Annotated in this window: 17 protein-coding genes and 1 pseudogene; 6 read left to right on the top strand and 12 right to left on the bottom strand. The window is 39.3% G+C overall.

Going from position 1 to position 17529, the window contains the following annotated elements:
- Positions 1-371: 371 nt before the first annotated feature.
- The gene (locus tag IGI88_RS15760) at positions 372-1079 is read right to left on the bottom strand and encodes a flavodoxin (RefSeq protein ID WP_242691942.1); all 708 of its coding nucleotides are present in this window, start codon (positions 1077-1079) and stop codon (positions 372-374) included.
- Between the two features lie 345 nt (positions 1080-1424).
- Here IGI88_RS15760 and IGI88_RS15755 point away from each other — a divergent pair, with 345 nt between their 5' ends.
- Positions 1425-1937 carry a GNAT family N-acetyltransferase gene (locus IGI88_RS15755; protein ID WP_087664118.1) on the top strand — a complete coding sequence of 171 codons (513 nt, stop codon included), beginning with the start codon at positions 1425-1427 and terminating at the stop codon, positions 1935-1937.
- Between the two features lie 92 nt (positions 1938-2029).
- Here IGI88_RS15755 and IGI88_RS15750 read toward each other — a convergent pair whose 3' ends face one another.
- The 7 genes and pseudogenes from IGI88_RS15750 to IGI88_RS15720 form a co-directional block, all read right to left on the bottom strand.
- Positions 2030-2281 (bottom strand): hypothetical protein, encoded by a 252-nt coding sequence (locus IGI88_RS15750; RefSeq protein WP_429960773.1) that lies wholly within the window; start codon positions 2279-2281, stop codon positions 2030-2032.
- 273 nt (positions 2282-2554) lie between these two features.
- A pseudogene (locus IGI88_RS15745) lies at positions 2555-3504 on the bottom strand (zinc-binding dehydrogenase).
- Positions 3505-4030: 526 nt separating this feature from the next.
- Entirely contained in the window at positions 4031-4600 is a 570-nt protein-coding gene (locus IGI88_RS15740) for an NUDIX domain-containing protein (RefSeq protein WP_429960772.1), read from the bottom strand.
- A 24-nt stretch (positions 4601-4624) separates the two neighbouring features.
- Complete coding sequence (locus IGI88_RS15735) at positions 4625-5074, bottom strand: pyridoxamine 5'-phosphate oxidase family protein (RefSeq protein WP_429960771.1); 450 nt, start codon at positions 5072-5074, stop codon at positions 4625-4627.
- Positions 5075-5084: 10 nt separating this feature from the next.
- Positions 5085-5930, bottom strand: coding sequence for an SIR2 family NAD-dependent protein deacylase (locus tag IGI88_RS15730; RefSeq protein ID WP_429960770.1), 846 nt, complete (start codon positions 5928-5930; stop codon positions 5085-5087).
- Positions 5884-6693 carry a protein-ADP-ribose hydrolase gene (locus IGI88_RS15725; protein WP_429960769.1) on the bottom strand — a complete coding sequence of 270 codons (810 nt, stop codon included), beginning with the start codon at positions 6691-6693 and terminating at the stop codon, positions 5884-5886. The genes IGI88_RS15730 and IGI88_RS15725 overlap by 47 nt, the downstream gene beginning before the upstream one ends.
- A 60-nt stretch (positions 6694-6753) precedes the next feature.
- Entirely contained in the window at positions 6754-7599 is an 846-nt protein-coding gene (locus IGI88_RS15720) for an SDR family oxidoreductase (RefSeq protein WP_429960768.1), read from the bottom strand.
- Between the two features lie 115 nt (positions 7600-7714).
- Here IGI88_RS15720 and IGI88_RS15715 point away from each other — a divergent pair, with 115 nt between their 5' ends.
- Positions 7715-8182: an Rrf2 family transcriptional regulator gene (locus IGI88_RS15715; protein WP_008380035.1), complete on the top strand. Its 468-nt coding sequence runs from the start codon at positions 7715-7717 to the stop codon at positions 8180-8182.
- A 1108-nt stretch (positions 8183-9290) separates the two neighbouring features.
- On the opposite strand, the gene lepA is transcribed toward IGI88_RS15715, so the two are convergent.
- Positions 9291-11126 carry a translation elongation factor 4 gene (lepA, locus tag IGI88_RS15710; protein ID WP_005235823.1) on the bottom strand — a complete coding sequence of 612 codons (1836 nt, stop codon included), beginning with the start codon at positions 11124-11126 and terminating at the stop codon, positions 9291-9293.
- Positions 11127-11271: 145 nt separating this feature from the next.
- On the opposite strand from lepA, the gene IGI88_RS15705 reads away from it, so the two are divergent.
- The 4 genes from IGI88_RS15705 (at position 11272) to IGI88_RS15690 (ending at position 14151) form a co-directional block, all read left to right on the top strand.
- Positions 11272-12486, top strand: coding sequence for a GNAT family N-acetyltransferase (locus IGI88_RS15705; protein ID WP_005235821.1), 1215 nt, complete (start codon positions 11272-11274; stop codon positions 12484-12486).
- 51 nt (positions 12487-12537) lie between these two features.
- A complete protein-coding gene (locus tag IGI88_RS15700; RefSeq protein ID WP_429960767.1) occupies positions 12538-13023 on the top strand; it encodes a nucleoside 2-deoxyribosyltransferase in 486 nt (161 codons plus the stop codon).
- A complete protein-coding gene (locus tag IGI88_RS15695; protein ID WP_005235817.1) occupies positions 13024-13689 on the top strand; it encodes a hypothetical protein in 666 nt (221 codons plus the stop codon). It begins immediately after the preceding gene.
- A gap of 276 nt (positions 13690-13965) precedes the next feature.
- Positions 13966-14151, top strand: coding sequence for a hypothetical protein (locus IGI88_RS15690; RefSeq protein ID WP_005226019.1), 186 nt, complete (start codon positions 13966-13968; stop codon positions 14149-14151).
- Between the two features lie 59 nt (positions 14152-14210).
- Here the strand turns inward: IGI88_RS15690 and lepB are convergent, their stop codons facing one another.
- From lepB to IGI88_RS15675, 3 genes are all read right to left on the bottom strand, one after another.
- Positions 14211-14780, bottom strand: coding sequence for a signal peptidase I (gene lepB, locus IGI88_RS15685; protein WP_060792036.1), 570 nt, complete (start codon positions 14778-14780; stop codon positions 14211-14213).
- Between the two features lie 167 nt (positions 14781-14947).
- Positions 14948-15901, bottom strand: coding sequence for an ABC transporter ATP-binding protein (locus tag IGI88_RS15680; RefSeq protein WP_429960766.1), 954 nt, complete (start codon positions 15899-15901; stop codon positions 14948-14950).
- Positions 15898-17439, bottom strand: coding sequence for an ABC transporter permease/substrate-binding protein (locus IGI88_RS15675; RefSeq protein WP_429960765.1), 1542 nt, complete (start codon positions 17437-17439; stop codon positions 15898-15900). The genes IGI88_RS15680 and IGI88_RS15675 overlap by 4 nt, the downstream gene beginning before the upstream one ends.
- Positions 17440-17529 lie beyond the last annotated feature (90 nt).

Below are 17529 nucleotides of genomic sequence, written 5' to 3'. Positions count from 1 at the left end.
TTACAATGATTTGGAGGAATAATATTTTATCGGTATCTTAGGATTCATTTTTGAGTGCGCGTATACTGAATAGACCTATCCGGTGTTGCCTTTCTCGGTCATTGATGTGATGCTCCCGATCGTCTCTTTGGTCAAGATTTACCTTTTCTACCTTGAATAATACAGTGGTAGTCAACAGAGAGCGAATAGACTTGAGAGAACTGAAAATTATCAGGAATAACGGAAAATTAAGTTTCTAATCCATCCGCTCTTCCTTAAGGATTCATGAGTCAAACGCACTGGTTCACCATAATATCATTATGTTCCTTTTGATTTTGAAAACATAATGAACTTTTAGCTGATCGAGAAATATATACTAAACCGGAATGTTCCTAATATCCAAGTTCACCGAGCCAATTCAGCAGATCCGGTTCAGCATCTTCAACACTTCCCGCTCTAGCTGCAAACCCTTCGAGAAACTTGTAATCTGGATACAATGTTCGAAGTTCGTTTCGACTATTGGTCAATCCACTTCCACCGTGGGTTGCAAAGGGAATGATTTGTTTATCAGCAAGATCATAGGCTTCAAGAAATGTTAAAACAGCTCGCGGTGCACGGTTCCACCAAACAGGAAAGCCGATAAAAATAACATCAAAATCAGACATCTGTGCAACGTCAGCCATCAACATTGGTCGAGCATCTTCTTCCACCTCTCTAGTAGCAAAAGCTGTATGTTCATCGTAAACGTTAGGGTAACCTACTTCTGTTTGAATCGAAAATAACTCACCTCCTGTCTGTTCAGCGATCATCTCTGCTATGACTTGGACATCTCCTATTAAAGTGTTATCGATCACATTAAAACTACTTCCAGAAACTGCTTCGACTGTGGGCTCTTGCTCCAAGTTTTCAGGTCGTGTAAAGTAGGCAATTAAAATGTCATCCGTGCTATCAATCAAAGAGATTTCTTCATTTTCTTGTGCTACTAAGTCACGATTGCTTGTTTCACCTGAATTAGTGTCTAATTCTTCATTCGTTGGATCACTGCTGCATCCTGCAAGAAAGATCATAGCCAGATAAAGTCCTTTTCTCCATTTTCTCATCGTATTGCTCCTTTCATCTTCCATAAGTAATGGTAGTTTCAGTATATTTCTTGAAGTGGACTTTAAGGCAAGACACTCAGATAAAACTTGTCTTAATTTTTACACCTTTCTCACAACTCCCTCACAAAAAGTCATTCCTGCAAAAGCACTCAAAAAGACGTAAACAATAATTTGTTGACGACTTTTCCATTTATCTTTCGATTTTCCTCAAATATGTGGCGAAAAAGTCAACGCATTTATGTTAAAAAACGTTAGACAAGCAAAAATAAAATAGAAGCGCGTAAGATGGATTTTAAAAGGATCATTATATGATAAACTATTCCTAAATAGTATAGGAGTGATTGAATGAACGTTTTTTTCAGACCACCAAAAGAAGATGATATTGATCAAATCATGCAGATTGAAAATGCAGGATTTACAGCGGATGAAGCAGCATCCAAAACAGCAATGATGGATCGAATACGTACACTAAGTGACAGTTTTATTGTTGCTATAAATGAGACGGATTGTCCGATCGGCTACGTTGTGGGGCCCATTATTTCTAAACGTTATCTCTCTGACGATCTTTTTGAAAGTACTCGTCCTAATCAGCCTTTTGGTGGCTACCAAAGTATTCTTAGCTTGACTGTCGCTCCTGGTTATAGAAACTGCCAGATTGGTAGTAAACTACTGTCAGTTCTTGAACAACAATGTCGTCTTCAAAATAGAAAAGGAATCACATTAACTTGTTTAGAATCATTGATTCCATATTACAAAAAGCACGGCTATCAACTAGAAGGACTGTCAGAATCACAACATGCAGGTGTTGCTTGGTATAATATGGTGCTAGAGTTGGACGATACGCCTAATGAATTCTAATAAAAACTGCATACTAGATAACCACCATCAAAAACACTAACACAAATAAGCCCACACTCATAAGAGCATGGGCTTATTAATATTATCTTCAATTACATATACTTCTCAACTTCATCAATTTCTTTTTGTAGTGCTTTTTCATCGTACTTTTCATACTTACCGGCTTCGTGTGCGATCTTTTTGATTTCGTGAATCGCTTTTTTCTCAACGATCCATTTCTTCATACTATGTTTTTTTGCGTCAGCGACTAGTGTGTCTAATTCAGCTAAATTCTTATCTAACTTATCAAGAACCTCTGCAATCTTTACCAATGCTTTTGCTTCCTTTTCTTCATAGTTTGTCATAGATATCACTCCTTAAGTATTTGATATATTTATCTTACTGCTGTAATTAAATATTTTCAAATTAAATGTACTGTTTATCACAAAGTTTTATCTGATTCTCACTTAAGAAATAGAAAACATTAGATTTTTGCAATATTCTACTCATTTTATACTTATTTTTATCCTTAATGATTTATCATAAGAAAAGTATCGATTATATAAAAAGATAATTTAGTGAATTAGCAAACATTCGGTGTATCTTTTATGATAAAGTCATTTAGCTTTTTTACTTTCTTATGGTTGCAGCAAAATTTTTCCGACACTTTTTCCAGATTCTAAATAATCATGGGCAGCTTTTCCGTCAGCTAAGGAAAAAATGGTTGGTTGACTGATTTTCATTTGATCCTTGCTAAAGTAAGTAAACAGTCGGGTGCTTCTTCTCTCCCGCTCTTGAAAACTTGTCAAGTAATCCCACAGATCCCCTGTCAAAATACTTTTTGATTTTGATAACAAGGGAATAAAGTCGATCGCTGGCGGATTTCCGCCGGCCATGCCAAAAAAGATAACCTTCCCTCTATTTTTGAGCAAGTCGACACTTTCGGCTAATGTATGCCCAATGCCATCATAAACGGTATCAAAGAAAGAAGTATAGGTTTCTTGCCATTCTGTATTTCTTAAAAAGACTTGTTTTGCTCCTTGGTCTAAAGCCAGTTGTCGCTTTTCTTCCGTGGAAGTGACGCCATAAACTTCTAGACCATCTGCGGTTAATAGTTGCGATAAAATTTGTCCAACACCACCACTTATCCCATGGACGAAGACCTTACTATTATTCACATTATTGCCAAGATCATGAGCTAAAAAATCAGCTGTCAACCCTTGCAGACCAATACTGGCTGCTAATTTAGATGGTATACCTGATGGAATATGGATGGCATTTTCCTCAGGAACAGCCACCAATTCTGCATTAGCAAAAGGAACATCCACAAAAGAATCGTTTCCCCTAGCTGAAACTTAGAGACTGATCTTCCTTTTTTAACAATCCTCCCTACACCTTCATAGCCATTAATAAGAGGGTCTCGGGATTCAATATGATAGCTGCCCTTTCTTCGATAAATATCTGCATAATTTAACCCAATATACATCATTTCTATCATTAGCTCATTTTCTTGAATGACTGGATCAGGCAATTCACCATAAGTTAACACATCTGAATCGCCAAATTCTTTAAAGTACAATGCCTTCATGCACAAAACATCTCCTATCTTTTGCCAATCAAAATCGTGTGATTTTCTTTATGAAACCAAAGCTCTATCACTTAGCCAACTATCATTAGATTGAAATCATAAAAAAAATAGATTAAGTTCTTTTGGTCATTTTTTACTATAAAAAAAGCACCTTCTCACGAAGGTACTTTCATTCTATTCTTCTAGATGAGATTCGTCAAAGTAGATTATTCGTTCAGATCCTCCTTATCAATTCCAGTTATGTCTAACCCACCTTATTCCTAGATAAATCAACTACTTTTGTGTAAAACAGGATTATAACAAAGCTGACTATTACTAAGAGAAAGAAGTGAGGATTTGAAGCCATCATCTTTTAAGTCTGACAAATCCTCAGAAGTAGTTCATTACATCGGAACCAAACTGACTATCCATGGTTTTTAGAGGATATCAGGAAAGAGATGGCAAAAGTCGCCCGGCGATCAATCAATTGTATCATATAAATAATTATCCCCACTCGAAAAAAATTAAGCCACATCGCTTCTACTTGTTAAAGGCCTCTTTGCCTTAATTCGTCGTTCAACCACTTAAATCCATCATGGATGATTTGCGCATGATCAAAAGTAAAAAGAGATTCCCAGTTCTCCGTAGAGGATCGTTCTTTTGACGTAACATATTGATAGAGTACTTTATCCTTATCAACCCTATACCAAAAAGCCTCAGAAGCATCATCTCCTGCATAAAGAGTCTTCATCTGCTGTAGAACAGTTATATAGACAGCAGAAATAGTCCATCCACGGGGATCCCGATTTTTATCTCCATATACACCTAATAAAGAAACTTCCTGCACTTCCACGCCCGTTTCTTCCTTTAACTCTCTGATGGCGGCTTTAATGATATTTTCTCCTTCGTTAACGAAGCCACCTGGCAAAGCGAACCTTCCTTTGAAAGGATGATTTTTTCTTTTGACAAGTAAAATGTATACTGCATCCGACGTGACATTGAATATCAAATTGTCAACAGTAAATGCTGGCTTTGGATATTGTGGTAATTCCTGCTTCTTATACCAGTTTAACCACTCTTCTTCGTTCATTTCCTCTTCTGATACTTTATTTGCCATGTGATTGTCTCCTTTTGCTTTGAGTTATCCGCAAGATTTAACGTTTTGATAGATAGGCTTTTTGCTTAAATCAAAGATTGACATAATGCCTTTATAAATTTCAAAGACTCGTAAAACATTTCGGTCTTCTACAGAGGGGTATATTTTTGCCATGTAAGGATTTTTCTCGAAAATTTCATCTAAATAGGTAGAGCCTATTTCATTTACTCTCCCTTGTAAGGTAATAGAAAACGATTCCATTGATGTTTCTCCTTCTATACCTGTGATGGAAACGACCGGGTTCATTTTGAGCTGTTTATAAAACGGCTTGGATATTGCAGTCAAAAAATACAGCTTCGTTTCTTTCACCAACATAATATCGATTACTCTGGTGACCGGATTTCCGTTTTCGTCTAATGTGGCGAACACAGTAGAATGAATCTCATTTTTTAAATAATTCAAATAATCTTCTGTCTTCATTTTTGAATGGTCCATGAATGCGCTCCTATCTAAAATGATCGATTTCTCTGATCGCTTCAACTATATTTCCTTGCAGAATAATCGTTTTATCCATGAGTTCATCTGGTATGCGTTGTGCTTGTTGGTTACAGACGATATAGGTCGACTGATTCGTTGCCCTCGTCATTTCTTGGAATGGATATTTTATAATGGAAGGCGTGTTGTTACCAATGCCGATCTCCCAAAAAACGATTTTAGTACCTAAATAATTTTCTAGAAATTCTTTGTATCGGTTAGCTGCGCTTTCCCAACCATCATCTTGTACAAAAAATTGATCTATCCGTAAATTGACCCGCATCGGTTGTCCACATTTGGGGCAATATGGTATGAGGTGCTTGGGAATTTTGAACTGACTCTGCTGATGGACCATTTGCATAATCAATGATTCATTCTCGTACGTCTTGTTATGGCAGGCACGTGAACATTGAAATAACCCATAATCACCTTGTGTATAAAATAATCGTCTCTTATCAAAGCCCGTCTTTTGGAACTGATGATCTACATTAGTAGTAATGACAAAGTAATTTGTTTCTTCTACCAAAGATAGAAGCTCTTTATATAGCGGCAAAGCCTCAGGCTGATATCGATTATGAAAAACATGTTTACTCCAATAACCCCAATACGTCTCTAATGAATCGAAGGGATAAAATCCGGCAGAATACATATCGGTTAAATAATAATGATCAATATAGTCTCTGAAATATTTTTTGAACCGTTCACCAGAATAGGTTAACCCGGCAGCAGCAGAAAGGCCTGATCTAGCACCGATAACGATTGCCTCTGCTTCAGTTATCTTTTGATAAACTTTCTGATAATTGTTGTAGTTTTTCATGGTACAACTCCTTATCAATGTCTTTAAACACATTGAAAATAATTTTTATAGGTGAATGAACACGCGTTACATATTCTTGCGTTGTTTTGATAGCGATCTCTGCAGCTAACTCATTGGGAAAACGAAATTCTCCTGTTGAGATACAACAAAAAGCGACGCTCTTCAATTGATACTCTTCGCAAAGCAACAAGACGCGACGATAACAGTCAGCCAATAAGGATACGTGTTCTTTAGCTACGGTATCTTTTATGATTGGCCCAACAGTATGTATCACTTTTTTTGCAGGCAAGTTATAGCCGTCGGTGATTTTTGCATAGCCGGTTTCTTCCAAATGCCCTTGTGCGTCCATGATTTCTTTGCATGCTAGTCTTAATTGAATACCTGCTGCAGAGTGGATCGCATTGTCGATGCACCTGTGTAATGGAACAAAACATCCTAGTAGCTGTGCGTTTGCAGCGTTTACGATGGCGTCCACTTCCAACCTCGTGATATCTCCTTGCCAGAGATAAAGGTTTTTTGTATACTGTTGCGCATCGTTTAGTGAAAAAATCTGATTTTCAGCTCTTTCTTCTAAAAGAAATTGATTTTGAATGTCAATAAAGTCCTTATGAATAGGTCGCGCTTCTCTTATATTTAATAAGCATCGCAATAAATCATTTTGTTCTTTCGGATCATCCGAGCTAGCATCTACTATTTTACTTAAGTGACTGTTTTCCTCTAATAAATAGTTAATCAGCCATTTCCTCTTTTCGCTATGGTTCATCGTCAACACCTTCTTTATAAAAATTTCCCGATTATTTTCGATAATCGGGAAATAGCAAGACTAATTTAACAACTCTTTGATTGCTTCTACGCGACTCGTCAAAGGCTTACCCAAAGCTTGTTCAAAGTCACTAGATGTCACATCTAATTGATTATTTTTAATATCATGTTGGAAAGACAAGAATATTTCTGCAACAGGTTGTGGTAAACCGCCTGCTGTCAAACTATCTACAAAGGTTTGATCATCAGATGAAACTACTTCGATTTCCTTCCTTGTTGCTTCTTTTAAAGCTGCTGCTAATTCAGCATAAGTAATAGGGCTGCCCGATAATTCAAGGATTTCAGGGTATTCTGTTCCTGCTAGTGCTTTTGCAGCAACCTCAGCATATTCGCGCTTCAAAGCCCAGCCGGTTTTGCCTTCTTTAGCTGCGTAAACGAATTTCCCACTAGCTAACGCACCGCCAATAATCGGCATTTCATTTTCTAAATACCAGTTATTACGTAAAAATGTATGCGCAATTCCCGCTTCTTTGATTTGTTTTTCAGTAAAGATGTGATCAGCAGCTAATGCACTTGTTGAGTGATCTGCATCAGCAAAACTTGTATAAGCAATATACTGAACACCAGCGTCTTTGGCTGCCTTAACCACATTAGCATGTTCTTCTTGACGATTGCCTGGTGCGCCAGACACAAAAAGCAAGCGGTCAATGCCGTCAAAAGCGTTACTCAACGAATTGATGTCAGAATAATCCCCTACTCTTACATTGTAGCCTTTCTCTTTTAGTGTAGCTGCTTTTTCTTCAGATCGTACCAAAGCATAGATCTGATCTTTAGAAACTAAATCTTTCAAGAATTCAAGTGCATATCCTCCAAAACCACCAGTAGCTCCTGTTACTAAATATGTCATATAAAACACTCCTTTTTAGTTCGCACATTCTGCTGTACAATTATAAGATACACCTATATAATAAATAGTATGTTAAGATAAGTCAAGAAGAAAATCTAAAAAGGACTGAATTCACTTGAAATATTCTATTCAACTCAGTGATGCAATTCATATTATGTGTTATATCGTCATCTATAAAGATACTAATATGCTCTCAAGTGAGATGATTGCTCAAAGTGTAGAAACTAATGCTGCAAATGTCAGAAAAATAATGGCAAACTTAAAAAAATCTGGACTGATTCGAACAACTACTGGGAAACCAAAGCCCTATTTAGCAAAGGACCCCAAAGATATTAGTCTACTTGATATATATAAAAGTATTCATGGAAACACAAATCTCATTCAAGTCGATCCTAAAACGAATCCAGACTGCATTGTTGGTGCAAATATACAAGAAGTACTGGATGGTGCGTATAATGAATTGCAAGTAACTGTCGAAGAAAAAATGGCGAAAATCAATCTGTTCTCTCTATTAACAAGTATTGCAAGTTTAGAGGAAAGCAAACGACCGGAAAACAAATCTTTTCTTGAGCCATTTTTATAAAACCAAAAAACCCATTGAGATACTGACATCTCAGTGGGCTTTTTCGTTACAAATGAAATTGATTTACGTCTTCACATCTTTCGACACCACTCATAAGAAATAGCGTTGTCATTCACTTGCTTTTTCTGCAGCTCTGACTATTGCTCATAGAGACAGTGTATGCACAAGAGCAAATATTTCTTTCTTATCGACCAAACGACTAAATTCTTTCACTACTCGACTGCCTAAATTCACTGTGGCACCAGTAACTGCCTACTTCATTTCCGTTCCTCTTTTCTTTTACTCGTGGATGTAAAACAGCTTGATCTATCGGCCTGCTACTTAGATCAACTACAGAAACATTTCATTCTTAAAGTTCAAATACCCGTAAAACATGTTTGTTTCCCTCTGATGATCGATGTCATTTCAATACGGATTTTGCATCCAAAAAATTAGTTACTCTCTGAATTTTCCATTGACGATATTTGAGTGAGCTGGCGTCGATTGCTCACCCTTCATTTAATTATCGAATCATACGGAGGGCTATCAATTTGATAGTAGAACGGTTTGGTGATCGCCGTCAAGAAATAAAGCTTCTTCTCTTTTTCTAGCGTGCTTTCTTGATGATCATTTAAAAGTGGCATCTCAATTTAGTTTTTTGATAGTGTTTCAGGAGAGAAGTAATTAATACGCTGCTATTTCTTTATCTCTGTTAATAGCCGAGACTTTTTTTTGAGCTACTTCTCTTATACATTTGTATCATACTCAAAACTTTATCACACTGCTAAGATAGGTCACTCAACCCATTTTCTTTTTTCAATAGCAGCTTGAAAAGAATTTTCTTCATCGCTAAATATTCCAGAGTTGAACGATTGGATAATCTGCTTTTCTTTAAATGCTTTCCTCTATGGATTCATTCATTTTTATGTAATGGTATGAAAAAAGCACCTCCTTATGAGATGCTCTTTCATACGCTGACAACTAAAAATTCTCAAGCAAGAGATTTTTTTCTTGTCCTTTTATTCAACAGTGACAATCCGTATAACTGTTTAAATTTTATAAACGGTTAAATCACTTTTTTCTAACACAAGAAAAGATTGCTTTATTAGACTTTTCAAATTGAAACGAGTTACTTCTTCGGTTCATCCTCATCCATCTTAAGAACTGCCATGAAGGCTTCTTGCGGTACTTCGACAGAGCCGATTTGTTTCATCCGCTTCTTCCCTTCTTTTTGTTTCTCCAGAAGTTTGCGTTTCCGAGAAACGTCACCGCCATAACATTTCGCCAATACGTTTTTACGCAAGGCTTTGATGTCTGAACGCGCAACGATTTTTTGTCCGATGGCTGCTTGGATTGGCACTTCGAATTGTTGTCGTGGAATCAGTTTCTTCAGTTTTTCAACGATGGCTTTACCGCGTTCATAAGCAAAGTCACGGTGAACGATAAAGCTTAACGCATCGACTTTTTCAGTATTCAGCAAGATGTCCATCTTCACTAGCTTGCTAGTTCGGTAACCAGACATTTCGTAATCGAGTGATGCGTACCCTTTGGTGCTGGATTTCAATTTATCAAAGAAATCAAAGACGATTTCCGATAGTGGGATCTCATAAACGACGTTTACTCGATAATCATCCAAGTAATCCATCGTGACAAAGTCTCCCCGTTTGCGTTGGGACAATTCCATTACAGCACCGACGTAATCATTAGGGACCATGATTTGTGCTTTGACGTAAGGTTCTTGTACATTGTCGATCGTGACTGGTTCAGGAAATTCTGCTGGGTTATCAACGACGACCATTGAGCCATCTGTCTTGTTGACGTGATAGATTACGGATGGTGCAGTCGTAATCAGCTCAAGGTTAAATTCACGTTCTAGCCGTTCTTGCACGACATCCATGTGTAATAGGCCTAAGAAGCCGCATCGGAACCCAAATCCTAACGCTTGAGAGGTTTCTGGCTCAAATTGCAATGCTGCATCATTCAGTTGTAATTTTTCCAATGCTTCTCGAAGGTCGTTGTAGCGTGAGGTATCGATTGGGTACAATCCGCAATAAACCATTGGATTCATTTGGCGGTAGCCTTCCAATGCTTCGGCTGCTGGATTGTTGGCTAAAGTCACCGTATCTCCGACTTGCGTATCTTTAACAGTCTTGATGGCAGCAGTGATATACCCAACATCGCCCACCATCAACGCATCTCGTTGAATAGCTTTGGGTGAAAAGACACCGACTTCCGTGACGTCAAAGGTCTTGCCATTGCTCATCATTTTGATTTTATCTCCAGGTTTGACCATCCCGTCCATAATGCGGACGTTTAAGACCACCCCACGATAGGAATCGTACACGGAGTCAAAGATCAACGCTTTTAACGGTGCTTCAATATCACCTGCTGGAGCTGGGACATACTCAACGATTTGTTCCAAAATGTCTTCGATCCCAATACCTGCTTTGGCACTAGCTAAAACAGCTTCACTGGCATCGATACCTATAACATCTTCGATCTCTGTTCGTACTCGCTCAGGATCGGCAGCTGGCAAGTCTATTTTGTTAATAACTGGTAGGATCTCTAAATCATTGTCTAACGCCAAGTAGACGTTTGCCAATGTCTGTGCTTCGATCCCTTGAGCCGCATCAACGACGAGTACGGCGCCTTCACAAGCGGCCAAACTGCGGGAAACTTCATAGGTGAAATCGACGTGCCCTGGGGTGTCGATCAAATGGAAGATGTAGGTTTCTCCATCTTTGGCGGTATAGTTAAGTTCCACAGCATTTAATTTGATCGTGATTCCTCGTTCACGTTCAAGATCCATGGAGTCTAATAATTGGTTTTGCATTTCCCGAGACGTCACCGTATGGGTTTGTTCCAAAATACGGTCCGCCAGTGTTGATTTCCCATGGTCGATATGGGCGATAATGGAGAAATTACGAATCTTCTCCTGTCGTTTTTTCATTTCTTCTATGTTCATGGATACGTTCCTCATTTCTTTTAGTCAGCTTTTCTATTATACCAACGAAACGCCAATAGTTAAAGTATTTTTCTTAACCGTTATTTAGACATATTCATTCAGGTTTTGCTATACTAGAGCTAGCAAATAAATTGGAGTTGAAAGAATGGACAATAATTTTCATCAAAATCTACATATTCGAGCAGTGGATGAAAAAGACGTTGATCAGTTCAATGAACTGTTAAGCTACGTTTTTCAGATCACTGAATCGGATATTGAAGAAAGCGGCTATGAGAGCAAACGGGAAATGATTAAATCTAAGCGCCCGATCTTAGAGCTTTCCAAGGTCTTTGGCTGGTTCAATGAAGACAAGTTGATCTCGCAAATCGCCGTTTATCCTTGTGAAGTCAATATACACGGCAAATTGATCAAAATGGGCGGAGTGACCGGTGTTGGGACCTACCCTGAATATGCCGGACATGGCCTGATGAAAGACTTGATCAAGCTTGCCTTAGAAACCATGCGGGAAGATCAGCAATGGATCTCCTACCTTTATCCATACAATGTGCCTTACTATCGTCGCAAAGGCTGGGAGATTATGTCCGACAAGCTGACCTTCAAAATTCGTGATACCCAGCTTCCGAAAACCAAAGAAGTCCCTGGGATCGTAGAGCGCAAAGAAGTGGATGACCCTGATGTCTTTACTGTCTATAACCAATTCTCCCGGGAAAACCATGGCGCCTTGCAGCGGACCTCTTTTCACTGGGAAGAGTATTGGCGCTATGAAAATGAAGAAGAGCGCACCGCGGCTGTCTATTACAATGCCAGTGGTCATCCGACTGGTGTACTTTTTTATTGGGTAGCCGAAGAAGTCTTCCATGTAAAGGAAATGTTCTACTTAAATCAAGAAGCCCGCAATGGTCTTTGGAATTTTATCTCTGCTCATTTCTCAATGGTCTATTGGGTCAAAGGAGACATTTATTCAAATGAACCCCTGTCCTTCTACCTGGATGATAGCCAAATCAAAGAAACCATTGAGCCTTATTACATGGCGCGGATCGTCGATGTTGAACAGTTTTTGAAAAACTTCCCATTTGAAGCCTTTCAAACACCCTTTCACTTTGTTGTTTCTGACCCAGTTGCCGATTGGAACAACGGAATCTTCGGTGTCCAATACAATCACGGGGAGATCGTGGTTTCAAGAGAAGCCATCGGAAAAGCGGTCCAGTTGGATATTCAGACATTGTCGTGTCTGTTGATGAATTACCGCCGTCCAGCTTACTTAGAGCGTGTGGAACGGCTAAATACCGATTCAGAAACACTGGCATTACTAGAATCGATCATCCCTGATATGGAAGCCTATTTCAGTGATTATTTCTAAACAACGAATCAACAAAACGTACAACTATGAATGATTAAGGAGTGTTTTTGAATGAAACTATATTTTGCTGCTCCCCTGTTTGCTGCTAGTGACCTTCGCTACAACGCCGAACTTGTTGCGTCGATTCGCCAGCAGTATCCGCAGCTGGAGATTTATTTACCTCAAGAAAATGCCGCGATCAATGATAAGTCCGCCTACGCGGATAGCAAAATGATTGCGTTGGCAGATACCGAAAAAGTACTGGAAAGCGATTTGATGATCGCTTTGCTGGATGGTTTGACCATCGATGCTGGGGTTGCCTCTGAGATTGGCGTCGCCTATGCAAAAGGCATTCCTGTTTTAGGGCTTTATACGGATAGTCGCCAACAAGGTTCCGATAATCAGCAAAAGCTGGCAGCATTACAAACCGTTGCGGAAAATCAGTTCCACTATGTCAATCTTTATACGGTGGGTTTGATCAAGCTAAACGGTGAGATTTATTCCTCTGAAGCAGCACTTGTAGCTGGCTTAGCAGACTATCTTTCGGAGGACAACTAAATGGGGCAAAATTATCAGCGACTGCAAAAGGTATTCACTATTTTCGGTATTCTCGTGTTTTGTTTTTCTTTGTGGGAATTTTTCCGTGGCGTCTATCCGCAAACACAAGGACTGATTTTCTTGGGTCAAGCCTTACTTGGGATTTTATTGATCTTTGTCCCAGAAATGAGTAAAAAGTTCTTAAAAATCCAGCTACCAAATGCCACCGTCTACTTTTATTGGTTTTTCTTGCTGATCTCCGTATTCATGGGGACGATCTTACATTTGATCGAAACCATTGCTTTCTGGGATAAAATTCTGCATGCGGTAAGCCCAATGGTCTTGACGGCTGTAGGCTATGGATTGATCTGTCTCTTACTAAAAGAAGTGCCCGTTTCAAAAGTTTCGCCTTGGTTATTTTTACTGATGGGCTTTGCTTTTGCTGGCTCGTGTGGTGTTTTCTGGGAGTTTTGGGAATTCATCTGCGACTCTGTTGGTGGAATGAATCTCCAACGTTATGCAACCTTAGATGGCACCCCGTTTATTGGTCGTGAAGCATTGATGGATACGATGGGCGATTTACTAACCAACACGATTGGTGCTGCTTTGATGGGCGTGATCGCGTATGTTCAAGGACGAGGCAAACCTGATTACTTTGAAAGTTATCGGATTAAAAAATTATCATAACCAACCTTTAAAAGCTTGTTGAAACCATCGTTTTTCAACAAGCTTTTTTCTTTTGTTCTTTTATTGATAAAGAAAAATTTATAAAAACACTTAAATAACACGGCTTATTTTTATAATTTCGCTGTCTAACAAGGTTCGACCTTTCTTACACTTCCCTATAAAACGGTTACAACTACAAGAAAATTCCCTCGTTTAATCATTTTTATTTCCCCAAAAAACCATGGTCTGTTATAATTACATTATTCATTTGACATTGCGTCAGTAAAGGAGAGGCTTATGGTTCTAACAGTGTTTTTTATTTTATGCTGCTTGATTTTTTCATCGATCACCTATGCGTTCTCTAAAGATGCCCGAAAATTTGTCCAACCTTTATCAATCAAAATTATTTTTATCGCATCAGCTATTATTGCGGTTTGGACAATGTTCTTTTCAATGGTTGCATTTGTCGCTTGGGTCATCTAAAAAAACATTCTTGCCAGTTGCGGCGTTTTCGCTGCATTGGCAAGAATGTTTTTTTGTGGTTAGAAAAGTTTGATTTGATTCAAAGGCCAAAAACGCAGCAGCACTTTCCCCTCCATTTGATCTTCTGTTACGACCCCGAAACTACGACTGTCCCGAGAGATCAAACGATTGTCTCCCATCACAAAATAGCTGCCTTCAGGAACAGTTACCGTAAAATCGTCGGTAAAGTGTTCTGCACCAGCGGCGATCTGCTGAAACATTTCGCGATAAGAATATTCGTCTTGTAATTGATCGTCCGCAAATTTCTCTTTAAACTCATCTAAATAGGGTTCTTCGTATACTTCTCCATTGATTGTTAGGACATCATCTTTCATCTCAATCGTATCACCGGGTAAACCAATCAGCCGCTTGACAGCAATTTTGCTTGGATCATCTGGTTCAACACATATCACGATGTCTTGGCGGTCATATGAAGAAATTTTTGATGCAATCAAACGCTGCTTATCGGCCAAAGTTGGATCCATAGAATGGCCACTGACTTGAACTGGCGTCAGGACAAACAAACGGATGAGAACCACGGCGACGATAAAGAAAAGCAGTAACCAATTCTCTTTTAGGATTTTTACCATAGCTGCTCTTTCGCTCCTTTACTGCATCTTTTGTCATTATCAAAGCTCGTTTCTGGCATTCTGACAAAAGATATCTTCCTCAATCTTACGTGGAATTTTTACATTGAGCAAGAGAAATCATCGATTTTTAAAAAAATATGACATTTCTAGTGGCCATAAAGAACCTTTTACGTTCGATCACGACTCAAGAAAGCAAACACATCTTTTCGACTTAGACTCCCTACGAGTTTCTGCTCTTCTTCAATCACTACCGTGTCATGAGTTGCAAATAAGGTATACAACTCATTTAAAGTAGTAGATGCAGCGATTTGAGGAGCCACTGGGTTGACTTCATCGCTGAAAAAGTTCATCCGCATCAAATCCCCTGCAGTGACCAGTTTTGCTTCGTCTTCACCGGTCTCTTCAAAAAAACTTTTCACAAAAGCAGTTTTTGGTTGCGAGACAATCACTTCCGGTGTATCACATTGGACGATCTTCCCTTGATTCATGACAGCAATGCGCGTACCTAGTTTTACCGCTTCTTTCATGTTATGCGTGACAAAAATAATCGTCGTCCCAAGCTCTTGGTGCAAATCGAGGACTAACTCCTGTAAGGAATTTCGAGAAATTGGATCAAGAGCACTAAAGGGCTCGTCCATCAGAATAATTTCTGGGTTAGCAGCTAACGCTCTTAAAATCCCGATCCGCTGCTGTTCTCCTCCTGACAACTCTTTAGGCATTCGATGGCGGTATTGCTCTGGGTCAAGTTTGACCTGTGTCAGCAAACGATCCACGGCTTCTGAGCGATCTTTTTTCGACCACCCTAACATCTCTGGGATCACTTCAATATTTTGCTTCACATCCATTGTCGGAAACAGGGCGATTTGTTGGAGAACATACCCCATTTGCCAACGCATTTTTTGGATATTGTATTCTTTGATTCGTTTTTCTTTGAAGTAAATATCGCCATCCGTTGGTTCTGACAACGCGTTGATCATCTTCAAAGTCGTCGTTTTCCCACTCCCAGAAGGACCGACCAAAACAAAGATTTCCCCTTTATTGATGCTCAGATCTAATTGATCGATCACTATTTTTTGATCAAACTTTTTACTGACGTTTTTAAATTCAATAATTCGTGTCATTCTTGTCCCTCCTTAATTAATCCTTCATCTATCAGGAAGGTACGCGCGACTTCTGCTGGATTTTTTCCTTCGACATTGACCTGATAATTCATTTCACTCATTTGTTCTTCGGTGATTTTACCTGCCAACTTTTCCAATGCACGGACGACTTCTGGATGTTCCTTGGCAAAGGCTTCTTTCATCAAAGGCGCTCCTTGATAAGGTGGAAATAGTTCTTGATCGTCTTCTAGAATAACTAAGCCATATTGACGCAATTCACTGTCCGTGGAATAGGCATCCAGTAGATTGATATCGCCATTATTGATGGCTTGATAACGCAATGCTGGTTCCATACTTTGGACACTTGGAAAATCTAGCCCATAGAGTTCTTGGATGCCCGCATAACCGTCCGTCCGATCAATGAATTCGAGGGTAAAGCCGGCTTTGATTTTATTTTCGATTTTCTTCAAATCAGAGATCGTGGTTAGTCCATTTTCCTCAGCAAATTCTTTTTTCACAGCCAACGCATAGGTATTTTGATACGCCATCGGCTGAAGCAAGGTCATCTCAAACTGATCCTTTAACAGATTGACTGCTTCGGTATAGGTTTCGTCAGAGTCAAGTTTTTGACTAGCGGTTTTTTCCGGTACATCCACTAAACTCTCCAACACAGTTCCAGTAAACTCTGGATAAATGTCGACTTGGTCATTGTCTAAAGCACTGAATAAGAAAGAAGTTTTCCCAAAGTTAGGTTCCAATTCAACCTGTGCACCAGGATCTTCTTGTTCAATTAATTCTTTGTACATGTTGATCAAGATATCAGGTTCAGACCCTAACTTCCCAGCTATGGTAATGGTTTTCGGCGCGAAAAATCCGCTCTGTGAAAAAGAAACGCCGCCAATCAGCAAGATGATCGCTGCCAGCGTAATCAAGGTATAGCGCGGTTTCAGGTGTTGTAGATAACGGATCAACGTACTGAAAATAATAGCCAGTAAAGCAGACCCGATCGCGCCGATCAAGGTTAATTCAGGGGCATTTCGATCGATCCCCAGTAAAATAAAGGAACCTAGTCCACCAGCGCCAATCAAAGAGGCCAAGGTTGCTGTTCCGATGATCAAGACCAGCGCTGTGCGAATCCCAGAAATTATGACAGGCAAGGCAATCGGCAATTCGACTTTGATCAATCGTCGCATCCGAGACATGCCAAATGCCGCCGCAGCTTCTTCGATTGATGGATCGATCTCCGAAAGGCCAATATAGGTATTTTGAAAGATCGGCAATAACGCATAAATAACTAGTGCAATCAACGCAGGCGGCGTTCCGATCCCCACAAATGGAATCAATAAACCTAACAGTGCCAGTGATGGAATCGTTTGTAATACACTCGTTATTTGTAGGCCGACTTCCGCTGCCCGTTTATGATTAACCAGCCAAATGGCTAACGGGACAGCAATAACGATCGCCACCAGCAGCGCAATGATTGACAATGACAAATGCTCAAAGACAGCTGTCAGCAATTCCCCTTTTCGCTCATTCAACGTTTCAAAAAAAGTATTCATCTTTTCATTCCTCTCCTACTCCATAAGAACAGTATAATCGAAGTGCGAATTTCCTCCAAACAACAAGCAAGGGGAACTATTTTGTCTTAT

Source organism: Enterococcus sp. AZ179, assembly GCF_050498885.1.
GTDB lineage: Bacteria > Bacillota > Bacilli > Lactobacillales > Enterococcaceae > Enterococcus_D > Enterococcus_D entomosocium.
The sequence above is the reverse complement of the archived record's forward strand: the minus strand, read 5'-3'. Positions and strand labels throughout refer to the sequence as shown.